Annotated in this window: 11 protein-coding genes; all 11 read left to right on the forward strand. The window is 70.6% G+C overall.

All coding sequences use genetic code 11. The annotated features are described in order from the left end of the window. Positions 1–8 precede the first annotated feature (8 nt). A complete protein-coding gene (rpoC, locus tag MKD51_RS14390) occupies positions 9–3,893 on the forward strand; it encodes a DNA-directed RNA polymerase subunit beta' (protein WP_240241175.1) in 3,885 nt (1,294 codons plus the stop codon). Between the two features lie 162 nt (positions 3,894–4,055). Continuing rightward, a complete protein-coding gene (locus MKD51_RS14395; protein WP_240241176.1) occupies positions 4,056–5,696 on the forward strand; it encodes a DMT family transporter in 1,641 nt (546 codons plus the stop codon). 156 nt (positions 5,697–5,852) lie between these two features. After that, positions 5,853–11,897, forward strand: a complete 6,045-nt coding sequence (locus tag MKD51_RS14400) for an Ig-like domain-containing protein (RefSeq protein ID WP_240241177.1) — start codon at positions 5,853–5,855, stop codon at positions 11,895–11,897. A gap of 31 nt (positions 11,898–11,928) precedes the next feature. Further along, positions 11,929–12,909, forward strand: coding sequence for a MoxR family ATPase (locus tag MKD51_RS14405; RefSeq protein ID WP_240241178.1), 981 nt, complete (start codon positions 11,929–11,931; stop codon positions 12,907–12,909). Continuing rightward, a complete protein-coding gene (locus tag MKD51_RS14410) occupies positions 12,906–14,288 on the forward strand; it encodes a DUF58 domain-containing protein (RefSeq protein WP_240241179.1) in 1,383 nt (460 codons plus the stop codon). Before MKD51_RS14405 ends, MKD51_RS14410 begins: the two co-directional genes overlap by 4 nt. After that, entirely contained in the window at positions 14,285–16,591 is a 2,307-nt protein-coding gene (locus MKD51_RS14415; RefSeq protein WP_240241180.1) for a transglutaminase domain-containing protein, read from the forward strand. Before MKD51_RS14410 ends, MKD51_RS14415 begins: the two co-directional genes overlap by 4 nt. Beyond that, positions 16,588–18,216 carry an RDD family protein gene (locus tag MKD51_RS14420; RefSeq protein WP_240241181.1) on the forward strand — a complete coding sequence of 543 codons (1,629 nt, stop codon included), beginning with the start codon at positions 16,588–16,590 and terminating at the stop codon, positions 18,214–18,216. Before MKD51_RS14415 ends, MKD51_RS14420 begins: the two co-directional genes overlap by 4 nt. Then, positions 18,210–19,040: a protein phosphatase 2C domain-containing protein gene (locus MKD51_RS14425; protein WP_240241182.1), complete on the forward strand. Its 831-nt coding sequence runs from the start codon at positions 18,210–18,212 to the stop codon at positions 19,038–19,040. The genes MKD51_RS14420 and MKD51_RS14425 overlap by 7 nt, the downstream gene beginning before the upstream one ends. Further along, a complete protein-coding gene (locus MKD51_RS14430) occupies positions 19,037–20,626 on the forward strand; it encodes an FHA domain-containing protein (RefSeq protein ID WP_240241183.1) in 1,590 nt (529 codons plus the stop codon). The genes MKD51_RS14425 and MKD51_RS14430 overlap by 4 nt, the downstream gene beginning before the upstream one ends. After that, on the forward strand, positions 20,623–22,116 hold the full coding sequence (locus MKD51_RS14435) for a protein kinase (RefSeq protein WP_240241184.1): 1,494 nt from the start codon (positions 20,623–20,625) through the stop codon (positions 22,114–22,116). The genes MKD51_RS14430 and MKD51_RS14435 overlap by 4 nt, the downstream gene beginning before the upstream one ends. After that, on the forward strand, positions 22,109–22,840 hold the full coding sequence (locus MKD51_RS14440; protein ID WP_240241185.1) for a hypothetical protein: 732 nt from the start codon (positions 22,109–22,111) through the stop codon (positions 22,838–22,840). The genes MKD51_RS14435 and MKD51_RS14440 overlap by 8 nt, the downstream gene beginning before the upstream one ends. The last annotated feature ends 11 nt before the right edge of the window (positions 22,841–22,851 follow it).

Below are 22,851 nucleotides of genomic sequence, written 5' to 3' on the forward strand. Positions count from 1 at the left end.
GAATTGCATTGATCGACGCAACAACGTTCGATGAGCTGCGGATCGGGCTGGCAACGGCCGACGACATCCGAGGCTGGTCTCACGGCGAAGTGAAGAAGCCCGAGACCATCAACTACCGCACGCTCAAGCCTGAGAAGGATGGCCTGTTCGGCGAGCAGATCTTCGGTCCCAGCAGGGACTGGGAGTGCGCCTGCGGCAAGTACAAGCGCGTGCGCTTCAAGGGCATCGTCTGCGAGCGCTGCGGTGTCGAGGTCACGAAGTCGTCGGTGCGCCGTGAGCGCATGGGCCACATCGAGCTCGCCGCCCCCGTCACGCACATCTGGTACTTCAAGGGTGTGCCCAGCCGCCTCGGCTACCTGCTGGACATGGCGCCGAAGGACCTCGAGAAGGTCATCTACTTCGCCGCGTACATGATCATCAGCGTCGACACGGAGGCTCGTCACGAGCGCCTGCCGGCACTGGAGCAGGAGCTTCGCCTCAAGGTGGGCGAGATCGAGAAGCGCCGCGACGCCGACATCGCCGCTCGCCTCGCACAGCTGGAGACCGACGTCGCCCAGCTCGAGGAGGAGGGCGCCAAGGCCGACCAGAAGCGCAAGGTCAAGGACGCCGGCGAGCGCGAGATGGCGCAGCTGCGCAAGTTCGCCGACGACGAGATCACGCAGATGGAGAAGGTCTTCGACGACTTCCGCACGCTGAAGGTCGGCGAGCTGAAGGCTGAGGACGCCACCTACCACGACCTCGTCGACCTGTACGGCGAGTTCTTCGAGGGTCACATGGGTGCCGAGGCGATCAAGCTGCGCCTGCTCGCCTTCGACCTCGTCACCGAGGGCGAAGACCTGCACAAGCAGATCGCCGAGGGCAAGGGCCAGCGCAAGATCCGTGCGATCAAGCGCCTCAAGGTCGTCAACTCGTTCCTGCAGACGGGCAACAGCCCTGCTGCGATGGTGCTGGACGTCGTGCCGGTCATCCCGCCGGAGCTGCGCCCGATGGTGCAGCTCGACGGTGGCCGCTTCGCGACCAGCGACCTGAACGACCTCTACCGCCGCGTCATCAACCGCAACAACCGCCTCCGTCGCCTGCTCGACCTCGGTGCTCCCGAGATCATCGTGAACAACGAGAAGCGCATGCTGCAGGAGGCGGTCGACGCCCTGTTCGACAACGGTCGTCGTGGCCGTCCCGTCACGGGCACCGGCAACCGCGCGCTGAAGTCGCTCTCCGACATGCTCAAGGGCAAGCAGGGGCGCTTCCGTCAGAACCTGCTCGGCAAGCGCGTCGACTACTCGGGCCGCTCGGTCATCGTGGTCGGCCCGCAGCTGCAGCTGCACCAGTGCGGCCTGCCGAAGCAGATGGCGCTCGAGCTGTTCAAGCCGTTCGTGATCAAGCGCCTGATCGACCTGGGCCACTCGCAGAACATCAAGCACGCCAAGCGCATGGTGGAGCGTTCGAAGCCGCAGGTGTGGGATGTGCTCGAGGAGATCATCCGGGAGCGCCCCGTGCTGCTGAACCGTGCCCCCACGCTGCACCGCCTGGGCATCCAGGCCTTCGAGCCGCTGCTCGTCGAGGGCAAGGCCATCCAGCTGCACCCGCTCGTCTGCGCCGCGTTCAACGCCGACTTCGACGGTGACCAGATGGCTGTGCACCTGCCGCTCTCGGTCGAGGCGCAGGCAGAGGCTCGCGTGCTGATGCTCGCGTCCAGCAACATCCTGAAGCCGTCTGACGGCCGCCCGGTGACGCTGCCCTCGCACGAGATGGTCTCGGGTCTGCACCACCTGACGACGGTCAAGGAGGATGGCGTCGGCACCGGCCGTGCGTTCTCCTCCGTCGCCGAGGCGATCATGGCCATGGACCAGCACTCGCTGCACCTGGGCTCGGTCGTGCGCATCCGTCTGTCCGGTCTCGCGTTCCGCGAGCAGGACCGCCCGGAGGGCTTCGTCGACGGCGAGATCTTCCTGCACGAGACGACCCTGGGTCGCGCGCTCTTCAACGAGCTGCTGCCCGAGGACTTCCCGTTCGTGCAGGAGGCCGCCACCAAGCCGGTCATCTCGCTGATCGTCAACGCGCTCGCAGAGCGCTACCCGAAGACGGTCGTGGCGCAGACGCTCGACAAGATCAAGGACGCCGGCTTCTACTGGGCCACGCGCTCCGGCATCTCGGTCGCGCTGTCCGACGTCATCACGCCGGCTCGCAAGGACGAGATCGTCGCGGGTGCCGAGGAGCTGGCACGCAAGACGCAGGACAAGTTCGAGAAGGGTCTCATCACGGACTCTGAGCGTCGCAGCGACCTCACCGAGCTCTGGACCAAGGCGACGAACGAGGTGCAGAAGGCCACGCAGGAGGCCTTCGACAAGGACAACTCGATCTACCGGATGGTCACCGCAGGTGCCAACGGAAACTGGATCCAGGTCCGAAACATCACCGGTATGCGCGGCCTCGTGACCAACCCGAAGGGTGAGGTCATCCCGCGCCCGATCATCTCCTCGTACCGCGAGGGCCTGACGGTGGCGGAGTACTTCATCGCCACCCACGGTGCTCGCAAGGGCTCGGCCGACACGGCGCTCCGCACGGCCGACTCCGGCTACCTGACCCGTCGTCTCGTCGACGTGTCGCAGGACGTCATCATCCGTGAGGACGACTGCGGCACCGAGCGCGGCCTTGAGGTGCCGATCGCAGAGATCATCGACGGTCAGCTCACGCTGCACGACAACGTCGAGTCGGCGGTCTACGCCCGCAACCTGGCGACCGAGGTCGTCGGTTCCGACGGCACGGTGCTCGCGACGGCTGCGCAGGACATCGGCGACCGCGAGATCCGTGCGTTCATCGATGCGGGTGTCGAGTCGGTCAAGGTGCGCTCGGTGCTGACGTGCGAGTCGGCAGTCGGCGTCTGCGCCCACTGCTACGGCCGCTCGCTGGCCACCGGCAAGCTGGTCGACATCGGCGAGGCTGTCGGCATCATCGCCGCGCAGTCGATCGGTGAGCCCGGCACGCAGCTGACGATGCGAACCTTCCACACGGGTGGTTCGGTCGGCGCGAGCGACATCACGCAGGGTCTGCCCCGCGTGACGGAGCTCTTCGAGGCTCGCACCCCGAAGAACGCGTCGCCCATCGCAGAGGCTGCAGGTCGTGTGCGCATCGAGGAGGACGACAAGTCCAAGCGCATCGTCATCACGCCCGACAACGGTGATGAGGAGATCGCATACCCGGTGCTTCGCCGTGCAACGCTGCTGGTCGGCGACGGCGACCACGTCGAGCAGGGGCAGCAGCTCCAGATCGGTGCGGTCGACCCCAAGGAGGTGCTGCGCGTGCGCGGCGTCCGCGAGGTGCAGAAGCACCTGGTCTCGGGCGTCCAGGACGTGTACCGCTCGCAGGGTGTGCCGATCCACGACAAGCACATCGAGGTCATCGTGCGCCAGATGCTGCGCAAGGTCACCGTCGTCGACCACGGCGAGACCGGCCTGCTGCCCGGTGAGCTCGTCGACCGCTCGCGGTACAACGACCTCAACCGTGCTGCGCTGACCGATGGCAAGAAGACTGCCTCGGCCCGCCAGGAGGTCATGGGCATCACGAAGGCCTCGCTCGCGACGGAGTCGTGGCTGTCGGCCGCGTCGTTCCAGGAGACCACCAAGGTGCTCACCGAGGCGGCGCTGGCAGGCAAGCGCGACCCGCTGCTCGGCCTCAAGGAGAACGTCATCATCGGCAAGCTCATCCCCGCGGGCACCGGGCTGTCGCGCTACCGCGACGTCTCGGTCGATGCGACGGAGGAGGCGAAGGCGGAGCGCTACCCGAACCGTCTGTTCGCCGACGCCGGCGGGGTCGACGAGTCCGACCTCTCCTACCTCGACTTCGACGCCTTCACGGGCGGCGAGTTCAACGAGGAGCCGGGCAAGATCGTCTGATCGACTGATCGCAATCTGGGGCCGCATCCGCATCGGGTGCGGCCCCGTTGCGTCCCCGGCTGATTGCGCCGGGGGTCGGGGTGGCGCGGGCGACACACCGCCTCGCGTGCCTAGAATCAGCCGACGACGACGCGGCACCGTGCCGCTTCAGGAGGTTTGACCATGAGCGACGAGCAGCCCACCTCGTGGCGCGAGCGGTTCTTCGGCAGCACGCCGGCATCGGACGCCCCCACGACGGACGAGCAGACCGCCGACGAGCCGCAGATCGCACCCGACGCCGCCGAGGCCGAGTTCGACTCTGCAGAGGTCGCACCCGACGAGGCTGAGGTCGCCGCGACCTCCGTCGAGGAGCACGACGCACACCAGCCGCTCGTCGAGCACGACGGCGAGAACGCGCTGGCGACCGACGCGGTCAGCGACGACACGGGCAGCGCTGCTGCGGCAGCGGACGACGAGGCCGACACGGCCGTGCTCGACACGCACCGCGCCACCGACGACACCGACACCGCCGTCCTCGACGCGCAGGCCGCATCCGATGACCGCGGGGGCGACAGTCCCATCGAGCCGACCGTGATCGCGCCGTCGACGCTGCGCGGCCCTTCGCACTCGGCCGCGCATCCTGACGACGAGCCGCGTGCGACGGCCGACGAGGTGCACGGCGAGGCCGCTGACAGCTCGTTGGAGCACCCGGCGACCGACACGGCCGACCGCGGCGACACGACCCCGTCCCTTGACGCGGCAGATGCCGGCGACACGACGGAGCCGCCCGCTCTCGTCGAGCCCCGCAGGCCCTCCTTCGGTCTGCGGCGTCGCTCCGACGACGACCAGGCGGATGCGTCGGCCGACCACGAGGCGAGTGGCGCGGATGCACACGCAGGCACAGGCGCAGACACGGGCGCAGGCGCAGGCGCGGGCATCGCAGCAGGCGGGCTTGCGGCGGCAGCTGCAGGCGGCGCTGCGGCGTCCTCAAGGGGCTCGGACCGCGAGTTCGTCGAGCCGGAGCCCACGCAGGCGCTCGACACGCAGACGGCCGGCGACCAGCAGGCCACCCGCGCCATGGACGCGCAGGGTACGGACGGCGACGCTGAGACCCGTGTGCTCGACGCGCAGGAGCCCACCGATCAGCGCACCGAGCGCTTCGGCATCATTCGCGACGAGGTCCCGCCCTCGTCGATCCCGGTCGACGACGAGACGGCGCGCGCCGCAGCCAGTGGCGGCACCCCCATCGTGCTCGTCGAGGAGCCGATGCCGCCTCGCCGCAAGGGTGCACGCGGCGTGGGCTTCGCCGTGGCGCTGCTCGCGACGCTGATCTTCGGACTCGTCTTCGCCGCCGCCTACTTCGCGGTCGGCTATCTCTTCGACCGCGCCTTCGACGCCACCGAGACGCTGCAGACGGTGTGGCTGCGGCCCTCGTTCCTGCTGCCGGTGGTGGTGTTCTTCCTCGCCTACTGGATCGTCACGCTGCTCGTGAACCGCGCGGGATGGTGGGCGCACGTGCTGGGCGGCTTCATCGTCGCGCTGCTCGTCTACGCCGCGCACATCGGCGGCGCGTTCATGGAGGAGCAGGGTGGCTGGGCCGGTTACACGGCGCTGCCGGGCATCGACCCGCAGTCGCTCGGCCAGCTGCTGCTCGCACCGCTGTCGGTGGTCTCCTTCATCATCGCCCGCGAGGTTCCGATCTGGGTGGGCGGCATCGTCGCCCGCCGCGGCCGGAAGGCGCGCGAGTGGAACCGTCAGGCGCTCGACGACTTCAACGCCGAGAACGCGGAGCGGCTCGCGGCGTACGAGCGCGCACGGGGCTGATCAGCCCGCCAACCTCACGTCCAGGTTTCCGTTCGCTGAGTTCTGGCACAATATGCCCGGCTACCCCCGCGGCTGCAGGCACTCCTGCGAGAGGGGCGCCAGAAACATGGGGAGGCCGGGGTGCTTCGGTGGATCAGGCGCCATCGCAAATCGACGGTGGCGGGTGGACTCGTCACCGCGGTCTCTGTCGCGCTCGGCATCCTGGCCCTCACGTACGACGGCTTCACCACCACTGACGTCGAGCTGAACGACGGCGGCGTCTGGGTCACGAAGCAGGACAGCCAGCAGCTCGGCCGCATCAACATCCAGGCTGAGGAGCTCGACGCCGGCCTCACCTCGCCGACCGCGAGCTTCGACGTGCTGCAGGATGGCGACCAGGTCCTGCTCCACAACCAGGAGGCATCCGCCGCCATCGTCGTCGACCCCGTGCAGGTCGTGATGGGCACGAGCGTGCAGCTGCCGGTGCAGGGCCGCATCGCCATGGGCGGCGGAGTGGTCGCGATCCTCGACCCGGCCGACGGCATGCTCTGGGTGATGAGCTTCGGCGACATCGGTGGCTTCTCGCCAGAGAACACCGAGCCGATCGCCGAGCTCGGCGAGGGTGCGGCCATCGAGGTCGGCCGCGATGGCACCGTGCATGCCGTCTCGCCGCAGGACGGTCAGCAGCTCACGATCCCGCAGCTGGAAGAGGGCGGCTTCGACGAGCCGGTCATGCGTGAGCGCGGCGAGCTGCGCGGCATGCAGGAGCCGCTCGTCACGGTGGTCGGCAGCCAGGCGGTCGTGCTCGAGGCCGCGACGTCGACGCTGCTGGTGCCGGGCGGCGCCGTGCAGGTGCCGGAGGGCGCCGCGGTGCAGCTCGTGGGCGACGATGCCGCCGACGTGGTGCTGAGCACGCCGACGCAGCTCATCCACCAGCCATTGGGCGGGGGAGCCGCGCAGATCGAGGATCGCCAGGGCGGCGGCGAGGCCGTGCGCCCTGTGCAGCTGGGCGGCTGCGTCTATGCCGTCTGGCCCGGCAGCGCGCAGTTCGTGCGCGACTGCGATGGGCAGGAGCGCAGCGAGCAGCAGGTGCCCGAGATGAACGGCAGCCCCGCGACGTTCCGCATCAACCGCGACGCCGTGGTGCTCAACCAGTACCAGGAGGGCTCCTCGTGGCTGCTCTCAGACACGCTCGTGCTGGTCGACAACTGGGATGACCTGCTGCCGGAGGAGTCGGACGAGACGAACGACGAGGACGACTCGGAGTCGACCGAGGATCTGCTCACGAACCAGCCGCCTCCCCTCAACGAGGAGAACACCGAGCCCGACGCCAACGACGACCAGTTCGGCGCGCGCGCAGGCCGTTCGACGATCCTGCCGGTGCTCTGGAACGACAGCGATGCTGACGGCGACGTGCTCACGGCACGGGTGGTCGGCGATCTGCCAGAGGGTGTGTCGATCGCGCCGGTCTCCAACGACTCCGAGCTGCAGCTCGAGCTGCCAGACGGATTCTCCGGCGGCTTCACGTTCAACTACGAGATCGACGACGGCCGCACCGGCACTGCCACCGCCGGCGTGCGCATCCAGGTGCGCGGCGACGCCGACAACTCGCCGCCCGAGCAGCTGCGCGCGCAGGCCTTCGCGATCGAGCAGGGCGGCGAGTACGAGTACCAGGTGCTCGCCGACTGGGTCGACCCCGACGGCGACGACATGTACCTCACGGGCGCGACCACCGACTCCGGCGACACGATCCAGACCGATCCCTCCGGCCGCCTCATCTACACCGCGACGGGCGACGTGGGCGTGCAGACGCTGACGGTCACCGTCTCCGACGGCCGCAGCGAGGCCTCCGCCGAGGTCGAGGTCGACGTGCGCGAGCGCGGCGACGCGCCGCCGCTGGCCAACGCCGACTTCGTGAGCACGATCGAGGGGCGCGAGGCCACCATCCGCCCGATGCTCAACGACTACTCGCCCTCGGGCCGGCCGCTGCGGCTCGCCTCCGTCGAGCCCGCGCAGGGCGTCGAGATGGAGTGGGATGCGTCGGCCGGCACGGTGCGCATCATCTCGGGCCCGGTGGGCACGCACTACCTGACCTACATGATCGCCGATGGCCCGCTGCCGAGCGTCGGCCGCATCCGCATCGACATCCGCACCCCCGACGAGGAGGCGCGCCCCGTCGCCGTGCGCGACACCGCGCTGCTGCCGCAGCAGGGCTCCGCCATCGTCGACCTGCTGGCGAACGACGTCGACCCGGCCGGTGGCGTGCTGGTCGTGCAGCAGTTCACGATCGAGAACGCCGCGCCGGTCACGGTCGAGCTGCGCGATCGGCGCATCGTCAGCATCCAGGACAACGGCCTCGATGCCCCGTTCCAGTTCACCTACACGGTCTCGAACGGTCGCTACTCCGAGACCGGCACCGTCGAGGTCATCCCGGTGGCGCCGCCCGCGCAGCCGCGCGCGCCGAAGGCGGTCGATGACACCGCGACCGTGCGAGCGGGCGACTACGCGACGATCAACGTGCTCGCCAACGACTTCTCGCCAGACGGCACGCCGTTCGAGCTGGTCGAGTCCGTCGTCGACACGAGCTTCGCCAGCGAGGAGGAGGGCGTCGCCTTCATCTCCGAGGGCAGGCTCCGCGTGCACGCGCTCGTCGACGCGCCCACACGCGCGACGGTCACGTACGAGATCACCGACCAGTTCGGCAACCGCGACTCGGCGACCGTCTCGCTGACGATCGTGCCGCGCGATGCGGAGCAGAACGCGCCGCCCGCGCCCGAGACCGTGACCTCGCGCGTGCTCGCCGGCTCGACCGTGCGCATCCCGATCCCGCTCGACGGCATCGACCCCGACGGCGACGGCGTCGAGCTCGTCGGCTATGACACCGGCCCCGAGGGCGGGCGCATCCTGCCGGAGGTCGGCCCCGACTACTTCGACTTCCAGGCGTTCCCCGACAGCGCCGGCACGGTCGAGTTCACCTATCGCGTGCGCGACCGCTGGGGCGAGGAGGGCACGGCGACGGTCATCATCGGCATCGCGCAGGCCGCCGACGTCAACCAGACGCCGTTCGCCCAGGTCGACTTCGTCACCGTGCGCCCCGACCGCGCGGTCGCGATCGCCGTGCTCGAGAACGACTCCGACCCGGACCAGGATGCCCTGACGCTGAAGTCCGACGGGCTCGAGCTGCCCGACGAGCTCGCCGAGGCCGAGGTCAACGGCGAGCGCAGCACGGTCGACCTCCGCTCGCCGTCCGAGCCGGGCGACTACCAGTTCACCTACACGGTGGCGGATGCGCGTGGCGCGTCGACCACGGGGTCGGTCGTCGTGACCGTGGCTGAGGACGCGCCGCTGCTGGCACCGATCGCCAGGGATGACCCGCTGCCGCGCGACGGCGTCGAGCTCGCCGTGCCGCTCGACGTGCCCGTGCTCGAGAACGACCTCGACCCGGACGGCGACCCCAGCGAGCTCACGCTCTCGGTCGTGACGGGCCCAGGCGTGGTGGCGGGCGACGCCATCCAGGTGGTGCCGAGCGAGGAGTTCCAGGTCGTCACGTACCGCGTGACCGACATCGACGGGCTCAGCTCCGAGGCGTTCGTGGCCGTGCCTCCCGTGCGCGATCGCGCACCGTTCCTCGCGCAGACGCAGCCGATCCAGATTCCTTCCGGCATCCTCCAGGAGCTGCCGCTGCGCGACTGGGTCTCCACGTCGAACGGCAATGCACCCCGCATCACCTCCGGCGACACGGTCACCGCGGTCAACGACGACGACACCGGGCTCATCGCGAACGCCGAGACGCTGCAGTTCCGCTCCCCGGCGGGCTACGTCGGTCCTGCCTCGATCACGTTCGAGGTGACCGATGGCACGGGCCCGGAGGACGGCAACACGGCCATGCTGACGATCCCGATCGACGTGACGCCCTCCAGCGTCGTCGCACCGGTGTTCGCGGGCGCCGAGCTGCGGCCGGTCGCCGGGGAGGACGGAACGCAGTTCGACCTGCGCGACGCGACGACCGACCCAGACCCCGGTGATCTCGAGGCGATGACGTACGAGTTCGCGGGCGGCTCGATGAACGGTGTCGAGATCTCGCTCGACGGCTCCGTCTTCTCGGCGACGGCGGCCGTGGACACACCGCCTGGTTCCACCGGCTCCTTCCAGATCGTCGCGATCGACCCGCACGGCAACCGGGCGCCGGGCACCGTGCTCGTCGAGGTCGTGCCGACGAACCGCCCGCTGGCCATCGCGCGCGACAACACGGGCGAGGCGACGCAGGGCGTCGCGTTCACGCAGGATGTCGTGCAGGACGACTTCAACCCCTTCGAGCGCGACGGCCTGCCGCTGCGCATCGTGTCGGCAGAGCTGGTCGCCGGCCAGGGGGATGTCTCGAACAATGACCGCGAGGTGACCGTGACGCCCGGCGGTGACTTCTCGGGCGTGCTCACCGTGCGCTACACGGTGCAGGACGCCACCGAGCTCACGCAGCGCCAGGTGACCGGCACGCTCACCCTCAACGTCAAGGGCAGGCCCGATGCGCCGCCGAGGCCCAACGTCGACGCCGTCGCCGACTCGCAGGTGACGCTCACGTGGGCACCGCCCGCGTCGAACGGCGCGCCGATCACCGGCTATGTCGTGCGATCGGCCGACGGCTCGGTCTCGCAGGCGTGCGGCTCGACCACCTGCGTCATCGAGGGCCTCACCAACAACGTCACCTACACCTTCCAGGTGCTGGCGCAGAACGAGGTCGGCGACTCCGACCCCTCGGCCGCTTCGCGCGAGGCGCGGCCCGACGTGCGGCCCGATCAGCCGGCGCCGCCGCAAGTGGAGCGCGGTGACACCCAGCTCTCGCTGACGTGGGAGGAGCCCGTCAACAACGGCTCGCCCATCCAGCACTACATCGTCGAGATCTCGCCGCCCGCTCCGAACGGCGCAGTGCAGCAGCAGGTGCAGGGCCTCAACTACACCTGGACGGGACTGACGAACGGCACGTCCTATTCCTTCCGCATCCAGGCCGTGAACCTCGCGCCCGAGCCGAGCGACTACTCCGCCTACTCGCGAGAGGTCATCCCCGCCGGTCCGCCCACGCAAGTGCAGGGCGTCGGTGCGACGCCGGATCGCTCGATCCCTGGCGAGGTGCAGGTGCAGGTCACGTGGCAGGCGCCGAACCCCAACGGTGCGACGATCACGGGCTACACGGTGACGCCCTCGAACGGTGCCAGGGCTGCGACCGTGACCGGCACGACGGCAAACTTCACCTTCCCGGCAGAGGGCGAGAATGTCACCTTCACCGTCACTGCCACGAACGACGCCGGCACGAGCACCGCATCCGCTCCGTCTGCGCCGGTGCGCACCTTCACGGCACCCGACGCTCCTCGCGCCGTCTCGGCGACAGACGGGAACACCGACTCGGCCGTCACCTGGACGCCAGGCAGCACGAACGGCCTGCGAGCGAACGAGATCACCTTCGAGGTGCAGGGTGGTGGCGCCGGCACGCAGTCCTTCGGCCCCGGCGGCACCTACACCGGCATGAACAACAACGGCGGCCCGTACACCTTCTCGGTGCGTGCGGTCGCGGTGATCGACGGCGTTGCGTATTCGTCCGGCTGGACGAACGCAGGCAACCAGGTGCGACCGTTCGGCGCGATCGGCAACCCGAGCGCGAGCGTCGCGGGCACTGCGCAGCGGCAGATCACCTTCAGTTGGAGCTCTCCCGGCGCCAACGGCCGTGCGCTCACGACCGAGATCAACGTCGACGGCGGCGGATGGCGCACCGTCGAAGCGAACGGCTCCCAGACGGTGAGCGGCGAGCCGGAGTCCTCCCACTCGATCGAGGTGCGCGTGACCACGTCGGCCTTCCAGGCGGGCAACAACCCGCTCCCCGGCCACGGGACGCAACGCACGACCGCGAGTGCGCAGGGTCGGATCCCCGCGCTGCCCGAGCCGAGCCTGACCCTCAGCCGCGGTGGGAACGTGACGGCTCCCAACGGGCAGAACGGCACCAACTACGTGCTGGGCTGGACAGACCTGATCGCCGGGCAGCGGTATCAGTACGAGTGCTACTCCACCTCGAGCGGCCGGTTCCAAAGCGGAGGCTGGACTGCGCCGAGCACGAACGGCTCGACGCCTCGAGACGTCTACACCTTCTGCATGTCGGGCTACGACGGTCAGGGTTGGATGGTGCTCTCGGCCAACGGCAAGAGCTGGGAGACCGGACGGGTGGACTGGCCATGATCAAGAGCTTGACCGAACGAGAGGGACGCCCATGAGCGCATCGATGACCCGTGAGCAGGCGAACTGGTTCGCCGAGACGTTCACCCGACTCGTCGACAACGTCGGCACCGTCGTGCTCGGCAAGGAGGACGTCATCCGCCTCGCCTTCACGGCGATGCTCTCGGAGGGTCACCTGCTGCTCGAGGACGCGCCCGGCACCGGCAAGACGCAGCTGGCGAAGTCGATGGCCGCCACGGTGCAGGGAACGGACCACCGCATCCAGTTCACGCCCGACCTGCTGCCCTCGGACGTCACGGGTGTCACGGTCTACGACCAGAAGACGCAGACCTTCGAGTTCCACAAGGGCCCGATCTTCGCCTCGATCGTGCTCGCCGACGAGATCAACCGTGCGAGCCCGAAGACGCAGTCGGCGCTGCTCGAGGTGATGGAGGAGGGTCGCGTCACCGTCGACGGCACCCCCTACGAGGTCGGCCGCCCGTTCATGGTGATCGCGACGCAGAACCCCATCGAGCAGGCCGGCACGTACCGGCTGCCGGAGGCGCAGCTCGACCGCTTCCTGATGAAGACGTCCATCGGCTACCCGGGTCGCGAGCAGACTGTGCGGATCCTCGCGGGCGCCTCGATCCGCAACGCCTCCGCGGGCGTGCAGCCTGTCATCACGACCGGTGCGATCGCCGAGATGATCGACCTCGCCGCCACCGTGCACGTCGACGAGGCCGTGCTCGACTACGTCGCGCAGCTCTCGGAGCACACGCGCGAGTCGAAGGACACCCGCCTGGGCGTCTCGGTGCGCGGCGCCATGGCGCTCATGCGTGCCGTCAAGGTGTGGGCTGCGGCGAAGGGCCGCGCCTTCGTGCTGCCCGACGACGTCAAGCATCTGGCACAGTTCGTCTGGGCGCACCGCATCGTGATCGACCCGGAGGCCGAGTTCTCCGGCGTCACCGGCGACCGCATCATCGACCGCGCCATCGCCGACGTGGCAGCGCCGCAGGACCGGCAGAACGCTGCATGACGACGGCGCCCGAGCGGGCGACGTCTCTTCCCGCCCCTGACCCCGACACCGGCACCGGCTCGCCGGCGACGGCGACCACCGCATCCGGAACCACCCGGCTGCGGCGCACGGTGCAGCGCGAGCGCACCCCGCTGCAGCGCGCCGTCGACCGGGTGGTCGGCGAGGAGTCGGTCGTCAACGCCTGGACGAGGGCTGCCGTGCGGTGGCTGCGCCGGGTCGTCTGGCCGGCGGTCGAGCCGATCACGGGCTTCGGCTGGGCGGTGCTGATCGGCACGGTCGTCACCCTCGTCGCCGGGATCCTGCTGGGGTGGAAGGAGCTCATCGTCGTCGGGATCGTCGGCGTGCTGCTGCTCGCCGCAGCCATCGGCTTCATCATCGGCCGCAACCGCTACCGCATCGTGCTCGACCTCGCCTACACGCGCGTCGTCGTGGGGGAGCGCGCCCTCGGCCGCATCGAGATCCACGCGGCTGCGCAGAAGCCGCTGCTGCCCGCCACCATCGAGGTGCCGGTCGGCAAGGCGCTCGCCTCGTTCCACCTGCCGCGCATGAAGCCGGGCGACGTGCACGAGGATGTCTTCGCGATCCCCACGAGCCGCCGCACGATCCTGCAGGTCGGCCCCGTGCGCTCGGTACGCGGCGACCCCGTCGGCCTGCTCCGCCGACAGGTGAAGTGGACCGACCCCGTCGAGCTCTTCGTGCATCCGAAGACGGTGCAGCTCGACGAGACCGCACCCGGCCTCATCCGCGACCTCGAGGGCATCACGACCCGCGACCTGACCAACAGCGACATCGCCTTCCACGCGCTGCGCGACTACGTCGCCGGCGATGACCGCCGCTACATCCACTGGAAGTCGTCGGCGCGCACCGGCACGCTCATGGTGCGCCAGTTCGAGCAGACCCGCCGCAGCGTGCTCGCCCTCGGCCTGTCGACCTCGCCAGACGACTACGCCGACCCCGCCGAGTTCGAGACCGCGATCTCCATCCTCGGCTCGCTGGGCCTGCAGGCGGTGCGCGACGAGATGGATGTCGTGGTGCAGACCTCCAAGCAGACCCTGCCCGCCTCGACCGGCAAGCGCCTGCTCGACGCGCTCTCGGGCGTCGAGTGGTCGCCGCGACATGACCGCTTCCTCGACCTCGCCGCCACGATCGCGCAGCAGCACGGCGGCGCATCCGTGATCATGCTCCACGCCGGCGCGAACGTCGAGCCCGCCCTGGTTCGCCGCGCACGCACGCTCCTGCCGGCGCAGGCGCGGGTGATCGTCTTCACCGTCGTGAAGGACGCCAAGACCAGGCTGCAGCCGATCGGCGACACCGCGCTCGCCACCATCGGCAGCGTGAGCGATCTGCCGCGCGTGATGCGAGGGGTGGCGCTGCAGTGACCGACACGCCCATGCTGCCGCGCACGCAGAAGCAGGCGCTCATCGACTGCGCCGCGATCTTCGTCGTCGGCCTCGCAGCGACGCTCTCCTTCGGCCCGGTGTTCGGCGGCGTCGCCTACCTCTTCGCCGGCCTCGGCGGCACCCTGCTGGGCATCGCCGTGGGCGTGCTCACCTCGCTGCGCCCGCTGCGCGGCTGGCTCATGACGGCCGCGGGCATCGTGCTCGCGCTCGTGCTGTTCGGCCCGGCGCTGGCCGTGCCGCGCAAGACGATCGGCGGCATCATCCCCACGCTCGACGCGTGGCAGGAGCTGCTGCTGGGCGTCGTCTTCTCGTGGAAGGGCCTGCTCACGGCCGAACCGCCGGCGGAGGGCTTCCCGAGCCTGCTCGTCGTGCCGTTCCTGACGCTGCTGGTGTGCACGACGATCGCGACGGTGCTGGCGCTGCGCCTGCGCCGCGGGGCGCCGTTCGCGATGCTCCCCGGCGTCATCGCGCTGCTCGTCGGCATCAGCTTCGGCACCAAGATCGCCTTCTGGCCTGCGGCGCTGGGCATCCTGGTCGCCGGCGTGATCGTCGCATGGTGCGCCTGGCGCCGCGCGTCGTGGCGCACGGGGCTCAACGACGAGGTCGAGGTCACCAACGACACCCGCCACCGCAGTCGCGCCCGCAGGCAGCGCACCCGCGGCGCGGTCGGCATGATCGCGGCGGCGCTGCTGGTCGCAGGGCTCATCAGCATCCCCGTGCAGCCCGCCAGCCGCGCGGTGCTGCGGGACACCGTCGAGCCACCCATCGAGCTCGCCGAGTACCCGAGCCCGCTCGCCGGCTACCGCAACTGGCACAAGAACTTCGAGGACGCCACGCTGATGACCGTCAGCGGCATGCCGGACGACTCCCGCCTGCGCCTGGCGACCTTCGACTACTACGACGGCACCGTCTTCGCGGTCGCCGGTTCGCAGCAGTCCTCGGGCTCCGGGTCGTTCGCCCGCATCGGTGACGAGGTGCTCGTGCAGCAGTCCGGCACGCCCGCGACGGTGCGCGTCGATGTGCAGGACTACTCGGGCATCTGGGTGCCCGATGTCGGCTTCATCCAGTCGCTGCGCTTCGACGGCGCGCGCCAGGATGCGCTGCAGAGCTCGCTGCACTACAACGGCCAGACCGGCACCGCCATCACGCTGGAGGGCCTGGGCAGCGGCGATGCCTACGAGCTCGAGGCGATCGTGCCGGCGCAGCCCGACCCGGAGGAGCTGGAGGGCGCGCGGGTGACCGACCTGCAGGTGCCGGATCCCGCTGTCGTGCCCGACCTGCTGCAGGCGTGGGTGGCCACGTGGGGCAACGAGGGCCAGAACCAGCTCGAGAACATCCAGAACATGCAGCGGCTGATGCAGAACGGCAGCTTCAGCCATGGGCTCGAGGACGACACCATCCCCTCGCTCGCCGGCCACGGCGCATCCCGCATCCAGGCGATGTTCGAGCGCGACGTGCTGGTCGGTGACGACGAGCAGTACGCCACCGCCTTCGCGCTCGCGCTCAACCGCATCAACGTGCCGGCGCGCGTCGTGATGGGGCTCTACCCCGACGACGGCTTCACGGGTGACGGCGCCGCGGTCGAGCTCACCGGCGGCGACATGCACGCCTGGGTGGAGGTGCCGTTCGAGGGCTACGGATGGGTGCAGTTCGACCCGACGCCGCCGGAGGACAACGACGACATCCAGCCCGAGCCGGAGCCGGAGCCCGATCCCAAGCCGCAGGTGCTGCAGCCCCCGCAGCCGCCGGAGGAGCCGGCCGACATGTCGCCGGACACCGTCGCGGACGAGGGCCAGGAGGACGACGAGGAGATCGAGGACACCTCCTGGGTCGTGTGGCTGTGGGTCGGCGGCTCCGTGCTGCTGCTCCTGCTGCTGCTGGCAGCGCCGTTCATCGTGGTCGGCGCGATCAAGGCTGCGAGGTGGCGAAGGCGCTACCGGTCGGAGCGCGAGAGCGACCGGCTCTCGGGCGGCTGGCACGAGGTGGTCGATCACGCCGTCGATCTCGGCCTGCCCGTGCCCGCGGGCGTCACGCGGCGCGAGGTCGCCGGGGTGGTCGAGGATCGCTACCCTCGATCGAGAGCGACCGAGATCGGCGAGTTCGTCGATGAGGGAGTCTTCGGCCCTGGCGAGCCCGCCAGGGAGGATGTCGACGCGTTCTGGCTCGACGTCGAGCGGAGCGTGCAGGGCATGCGTGCAGAGGCGAAGCCGACGAAGCGCCTGCTCGGCAGGTTGTCGCTGCGATCGTTCGCACGGCGGAGGAAGGAGCGGAGGCGCCGATGATCTGGGAGATCGAGGAGAGCCGCACGGTCATCGAGGGGCTCGATGAGGACGGCAGGCCCGACCCCGCCTACGCGGCGGCGCTCGGGCTGCGACCCGCGCCGCTCGGCCGCAGGGCGGCAGCGTCGATCATCGAGTTCGGGATCTTCGCCTTCCTGCAGCTGCCCTACTGGATCCTCGCGGCACCGACGCTCCTGAAGGTCGCGACCGGCGCCATCACGCCCTCGGGGCTCCTCAGCCACCCGAACTTCGTCTGGATGGTCGTCGCCACAGCGGTCTCGTTCGTGCTGAGCCTCGCGTTCGTCGTCGTGCAGCTCGTGCTCCACGCGCGCAAGGGCGTGACGATCGGCAAGGCCTTCATGGGCATCCGCTCGGTGAACGTCAAGACGCTCTCGAAGCCCGGCTTCGGCAAGGCGGTGCTGCGTGCGCTGGTGATGTACCTGAGCTTCCTGGTGCCCGTCATCGGCCCGGTGCTGTTCTTCGTCTCGCCGCTGCTCGATGGCGAGAAGCGCGGCCGAGGATGGCTCGACAAGGTCGGCGGCACCTGGTTCGTCGACATCAGAGCCGGTCTCGACCCGTACCACGAGAAGCGGATGCGCATCGCGCGCAAGACGGTCAATGCCGAGCCCGAGGCGGCCAAGTCGGCGCTGCCGTCGCTCGCGACACCCGCAGATCGAGCAGGGCTGGCGTATCGGCCCGGCGCCCGCACGAGCTCCGGGGTCGTGGGAGCCGCCCGCCCCCAGCAGCCCGGCCAGCAGCAGGTGGGGCTCGCGAGCCAGCCGGCCGCAGAGCCTGCGCCCACGCACACCGTCCCCGGCATGCCCGCCGGTGGCGCGCGCCTGGGCGGCTACCGCCCCGGCGAGCTGAGCGGCCAGGTGCGATCGGACGCGCAGCCCACGCCCAGCGCGCCGAGCGCGCAGCCGCCTGCCTCCCCGATCAGCGGCATCGTCGACAGCGTGCCGGGTCGCGCGCATGGCTCCGTGCCGCAGCCTGCCGCCGAGCCCCGGCAGCAGTACCAGCCGCCGCATGCCGAGGCCCCGGCGGCGCCCATGAGCTGGGCGCAGCCGCCCGCAGCCGCTGCGGCCGTGCAGTCATCCGCACCCGGAGCACCCGCGCCCGCACAGCCGCCTGCCGCACACCAGCAGGCGATGCCCGTGAGCCCGATCGACGACGAGACGGTCATCGAGCCCGACTTCGACAGCGAGATCGACGACAGCACGGTGCGGCGAGTCGAGGTCGCCGCCGCGGACGACGACGATCTGGACGTCACGCGTGCCCGTCCTGGTGCCCGGCCGGCGATCGCGACGCTCGCCTTCGACACCGGCGACCGCTTCGCCATCTCGGGCGCGGCGCTCGTCGGCCGCAACCCCGCTCCCGCTGCCGGTGAGGTGGTCGAGCACCTGCTGCCGATCAGCGACGACACGCGCTCGATCTCCAAGACCCATCTGCTGATCACCGCGTCCCCGTTCGCTGCCGTCGACCGCGCGTCCACCAACGGCTCGAGCGTCGTGCGCGCCGGCGTCGAGCATCCGCTCGCGCCGGGAGCGCCTTTCGCGCTCGCCGTCGGCGACGTCGTGCGCTTCGGCGACCGCGCCATGACCATCGAACCCGGGGGAACGGCATGGTGAACGCCGTCGGCGAGTTCCGCTTCAGCCATCCATCCATCTCGCTGCGATGGGCGGGTGCGACCCATCCGGGCATGCGCCGCACCGTCAACGAGGATTCCGTCTTCGCCTCCTTCCCGGTGTTCGTCGTCGCTGACGGCATGGGCGGGCACGCCTCCGGCGACGTCGCGAGCACGCTCGCGGTCGAGGCCTTCCGCAGCCTCAAGGGCCGCACGCTCGCCGACGTCGAGTGCGTCGAGGATGCGGTGGAGCGCGCGTTCGCATCCATGCGCGAGCGGTCACAGGGCGAGCCGATCGGCGGCTCGACGCTCTCCGGCACGGTGCTGGTCGACGTCGATGGTGTCGCGCACTGGTTGATCCTCAACATCGGCGACTCTCGCACCTACCTGTACGAGCAGGGCAGCCTGCAGCAGGTCACCGTCGACCACTCGGTCGTGCAGGAGATGGTCGAGACCGGTGCGCTGCGCCGCGCCGACGCCCGACGCCACCCGCACCGCAACGTCATCACCCGCGCCCTCGGAGCCGGGGAGCGGCAGCCGGCCGACGTCTGGCTGCGCCCCGCCGAGCGGGGACAGCGGCTGCTGGTCTGCTCCGACGGGCTCTCCGGCGAGGTCGAGGATCACGAGATCGCCGAGATCCTCGGCGATGTCAGCTCTCCCGCAGCAGCCGCAGCGCTGCTCATGCGCCGCGCGCTCGACGCCGGCGCCCCCGACAACGTCTCCGTCGTCGTCGTCGACGTGGATGCGGTGGCCCTCTCCGAAGAGGACCTGTTCGACACCCACGCGCAGCTGCTCGACGACACGATCCCCAGGGAGGTGCGTCCATGACCACACGGACCCACAGCGCACGAGTCGAATACGCGCCGGGCGAGGCCTGGTGCGTCGCTGCTGGACGCGTGGTGCTGGTCTGCGAGCGCGACCTCGCCGCCACGCGGGCGGTCGAGCTGCACGCGTCGATCGCGCTGATCGACACCGCCGAGGGGCTGCGCACCCTGCTCGAGTCGGAGCCCACTGCGCTCATCGGCCTCGTCGACCTCGATGGCGGCCGTGCGCTGCTGCGCCGCCACGGCGTGCCGGCGAGCGCGGGCGAGACAGCGCTGCCGGACCGCTACGGCGCCGACTGGTCGCTCGATGAGACCAGCGGCGAGCAGTCGGTCGCAGCAGGAGGACTCGGCTCGCTCGCGGATGGCACGCTGCCGCTCGAGGGCGGCGTCGTGCGCGTCTCGGCCGTCCGCGTCGCGCCGAGGCCGGCGGATGCCTCAGTCGACGAACCGGCGGACCGTCCCGTCGGAGGGTCGATCGGTGATCCGGCATCGGGCTTCGGCGCCTTCGGCCAGACGCTGCCACCCGCAGGGGCTGCGGAGGCTCGCGCTGTCGCGCCCGTCGCCGCGGTCGCGCCTGTCGCGGCGCCGGCGTCGCCCGAACCGGAGCCGCTGGCGGAGCCGGACCCGGAGCCGGCTCCAGTCATCGAGGTCGAGCCCACCCCCGAGCCGGTGCCGGAGCCAGTCGTCGAGGTCGAGCCGGAGCCCGAGCCGGAGCCGGTCATGGAGCCCGAGCCCAGCTCCACCCCCGAGCCCGCGGCGCCGACCGACACCGGCAACCCGATCGGCGGCCTGATCGACTCGGTGCCCGGCTTCATCAAGCCCGCCGTCGACCTCCACGGCATCGCGAGCGCGCCGGCCCCCGCGGCAGAGCCCGCGCTCGGATCCGCCCCGACCTCCGAGCACCCGCGTGCCGCGGCGCTGACGCCGGCAGCGCCCAACCCCGCCGCGCCCGCGTCCGCACCCGCCGCATCCGCCGCCCCGTCGGCACCGGTCGGCAATCCGTCCACGACGCCGGCCGGCGGCGACTTCGGCGACCACGACGGCATGACGGTCACAGCAGACCAGGCGCGAGCGCTGCTGGCCGAGCGCGAGCAGCAGCAGCAGCATCGCGAGCCCGCGCCCGCGACCGGGCCGCTCGTGCTCTCGACGATCTGCCCCAACGGCCACGTCAACGCGCCCGGCACGCTGCAGTGCACGCAGTGCGGCTCGCGCATCGACGAGGGCTCCGCCGCGCAGCGTCGCCGCCCGGAGGTGGCCGTCGCCGTGCTGACCTCCGGTGAGCGCATCCCGCTCGGCAGGGGAGTGATCATCGGCCGTCGACCGCGCTCGCGTCGCGTCGAGGACGGCCGCGTGCCACGACTCGTCACGGTCGAGAGCCCCGGTGAGGACATCTCGCGCAGCCATCTCGAGCTGCGGGTCGAGGATTGGAACCTCGTCGCGATCGACCTCAGCTCGACGAACGGCACGCTGCTGCTGCGCGAGGGCGCTGCCCCGCAGCGACTGCGCCCCGAGGCCTCGACCATCCTGCAGCTCGGCGACCGCCTCGACCTGGGCGACGAAGTCGTGCTCACGATCGAGTCGGCACCGTGAGCCCCAAGCGCGCCCCTTCTGCACCGCCGGAGCTGCCCGGCTATGACTACGTCTCGCTGCTGGGCTCAGGCGGCTTCGCCGACGTGTTCCTCTATCAGCAGCTGCTGCCCTCGCGGAAGGTCGCGGTCAAGGTGCTGCTGCCGGATGCGGTCAACCGGGAGCTGATCGAGAACTTCCGGCACGAGGCCAACGTGATGGCCCAGCTCTCGACGCACCCGTCGATCGTGACGATCTACGGCGCCGCCGTCGCGCCGGACGGCCGCCCCTTCCTGGCGATGGAGTACTGCCCGCGGCCCAACCTGGGCGTGCGCTACCGCCGCGACCGCTTCTCGGTGCCGGAGGTGCTCTCGCTCGGCGTGCAGATCGCGGGCGCTGTCGAGACCGCGCACCGCGCCAACATCCTGCACCGCGACATCAAGCCCGCCAACATCCTCGTCACCGCATACAACCGGCCGGCGCTGACCGACTTCGGCATCGCGACGAGCGCCGGCGGCGCCGACGACACGAGCGGCATGTCGATCCCGTGGTCGCCACCAGAGGCGTTCCTGGAACCGCCCAGGTCGACCCCGGCATCCGACGTCTTCTCGCTCGCGGCGACGCTGTTCACGCTGCTCGCCGGCAGGACGCCGTTCGAGCTGCCGGGCGGCAGCAACACGAGCGTCGATCTCATCGACCGCATCCAGCGCGGCGACATCGCGCCGCTCGCCAGGCACGATGTGCCGCAGCGGCTCGAGGCGGTGCTGGCCTCCGCGATGGACCCGCAGCCCTCGCGCCGCCACCAGAGCGCGGTGGCATTCGGTCGCGCGCTGCAGCAGGTCGAGGCCGAGATGGCGCTGCCTGTCACGCCGCTCGACGTGCTCGACGACTCGCTCGACGCCGAGGTGGTCGATGAAGAGGATGGCGGCGCGACCCGCATCCGCGGCATCGTCTCGATCGACCCGCACGCAGGCGAGGCACCGCAGTTCGCGCCGCCGGGTCAGCAGGGCGCGGTCTCGGATGCGACGATCCGCAGGACCCCGGTGGCTGCGGCCCCGCAGGGCGCAGCGCCCGTCGCGCAGGCGGAGCAGGCGCCGCCGCGATCGCGCCGGAAGACGGTGTTCGCGATCGTCGGCGGCGCCCTCGTGGCGCTCCTCGGCTTCGGCATCGTGTGGCTCGCGCTCTCGGCGGGCAACCGGTCGCAGCCGCAGGCCGATCCGAGCCAGACGGTGGCTCCGCCCCCTGCGGCGCAGCGACCGAGCGCCCCGATCAACGTCGAGGGCACGGTCGTCGACGAGACGGTGCAGTTCACCTGGACCAACGCGCAGCCGCAGGAGGGCGACAGCTTCCAATACCGCTACGAGCGCAGCGACGCCGACCCCGTCACGGCGCAGACCGCCACGCCCGAGGTGACCCTCGAGCGAGACTCCGATGGGGAGTCGTGCATCCTGGTGCGACTGGTCCGCGACGACGGCAGGTCGTCGAACGACACTCGGGGGTGCGTCAATGGCTGAGCAGGTTCCTGAGCTGAAGCTGGAGTTCGCCGGCGAGTGGATCACGCTCGACCCGACGAAGCCGTTCGTCATCGGTCGCGAGGGAGACCTGACGGTCGACGACAACCAGTACCTCCACCGGCAGTTCCTCGAGCTGCGCAACCAGCTCGGGCTGTGGTGGCTGTCGAACCTCGGCACGCGCCTGTCGGCGACGATCTCGAGCGGCGGCGGCGCCGTGCAGTCGTGGCTCTCGCCCGGCGCGCGGCTGCCGATCGTGTTCTCCGAATGCTCGATCGTCTTCACCGCCGGCCCCACCACGTACGAGATCGGCCTGCACTCCGACGACGCCTCGTTCGCCATGTCGACCGAGCACCGCCGCCGCTCCTCCGGCGAGACGACCGTCATGCCGGTGGGGCTGACGCAGCTGCAGAAGCTGCTGATCGTGGCGCTCGCCGAGCCGATGCTGCGCCGCGACGGGGTCGGTGTCAGCGAGCTGCCCTCGAGCGGCTCGGCCGCCGAACGGCTCGGCTGGACGATGAGCCGCTTCAACCGCAAGCTCGACAACGTCTGCGACAAGCTCGACCGGATGGGCGTGCAGGGCCTTCGGGGCGGGGTCGGCAAGCTCGCGAGCAACCGTCGTGCCAGGCTCGTGGAGTACGCGGTCTCGTCGCAGCTCGTGACGCGCAGCGATCTGGCGCTGTTGGACGATCCCGCGCTGCGCGACGCCGAAGACAGCCAGGACTGAGGGGCAGGAAG

The organism is Agrococcus sp. ARC_14 (genome assembly GCF_022436485.1).
GTDB lineage: Bacteria > Actinomycetota > Actinomycetes > Actinomycetales > Microbacteriaceae > Agrococcus.

Excerpts from the sequence above, each read along its gene's own strand:
- MKD51_RS14405 (WP_240241178.1), top strand. The coding sequence starts at position 11,929 with ATGAGCGCATCGATGACCCGTGAGCAGGCGAACTGGTTCGCCGAGACG.
- MKD51_RS14395 (WP_240241176.1), top strand. The coding sequence starts at position 4,056 with ATGAGCGACGAGCAGCCCACCTCGTGGCGCGAGCGGTTCTTCGGCAGC.
- MKD51_RS14440 (WP_240241185.1), top strand. The coding sequence starts at position 22,109 with ATGGCTGAGCAGGTTCCTGAGCTGAAGCTGGAGTTCGCCGGCGAGTGG.
- MKD51_RS14425 (WP_240241182.1), top strand. The coding sequence starts at position 18,210 with ATGGTGAACGCCGTCGGCGAGTTCCGCTTCAGCCATCCATCCATCTCG.
- MKD51_RS14430 (WP_240241183.1), top strand. The coding sequence starts at position 19,037 with ATGACCACACGGACCCACAGCGCACGAGTCGAATACGCGCCGGGCGAG.
- MKD51_RS14410 (WP_240241179.1), top strand. The coding sequence starts at position 12,906 with ATGACGACGGCGCCCGAGCGGGCGACGTCTCTTCCCGCCCCTGACCCC.
- MKD51_RS14420 (WP_240241181.1), top strand. The coding sequence starts at position 16,588 with ATGATCTGGGAGATCGAGGAGAGCCGCACGGTCATCGAGGGGCTCGAT.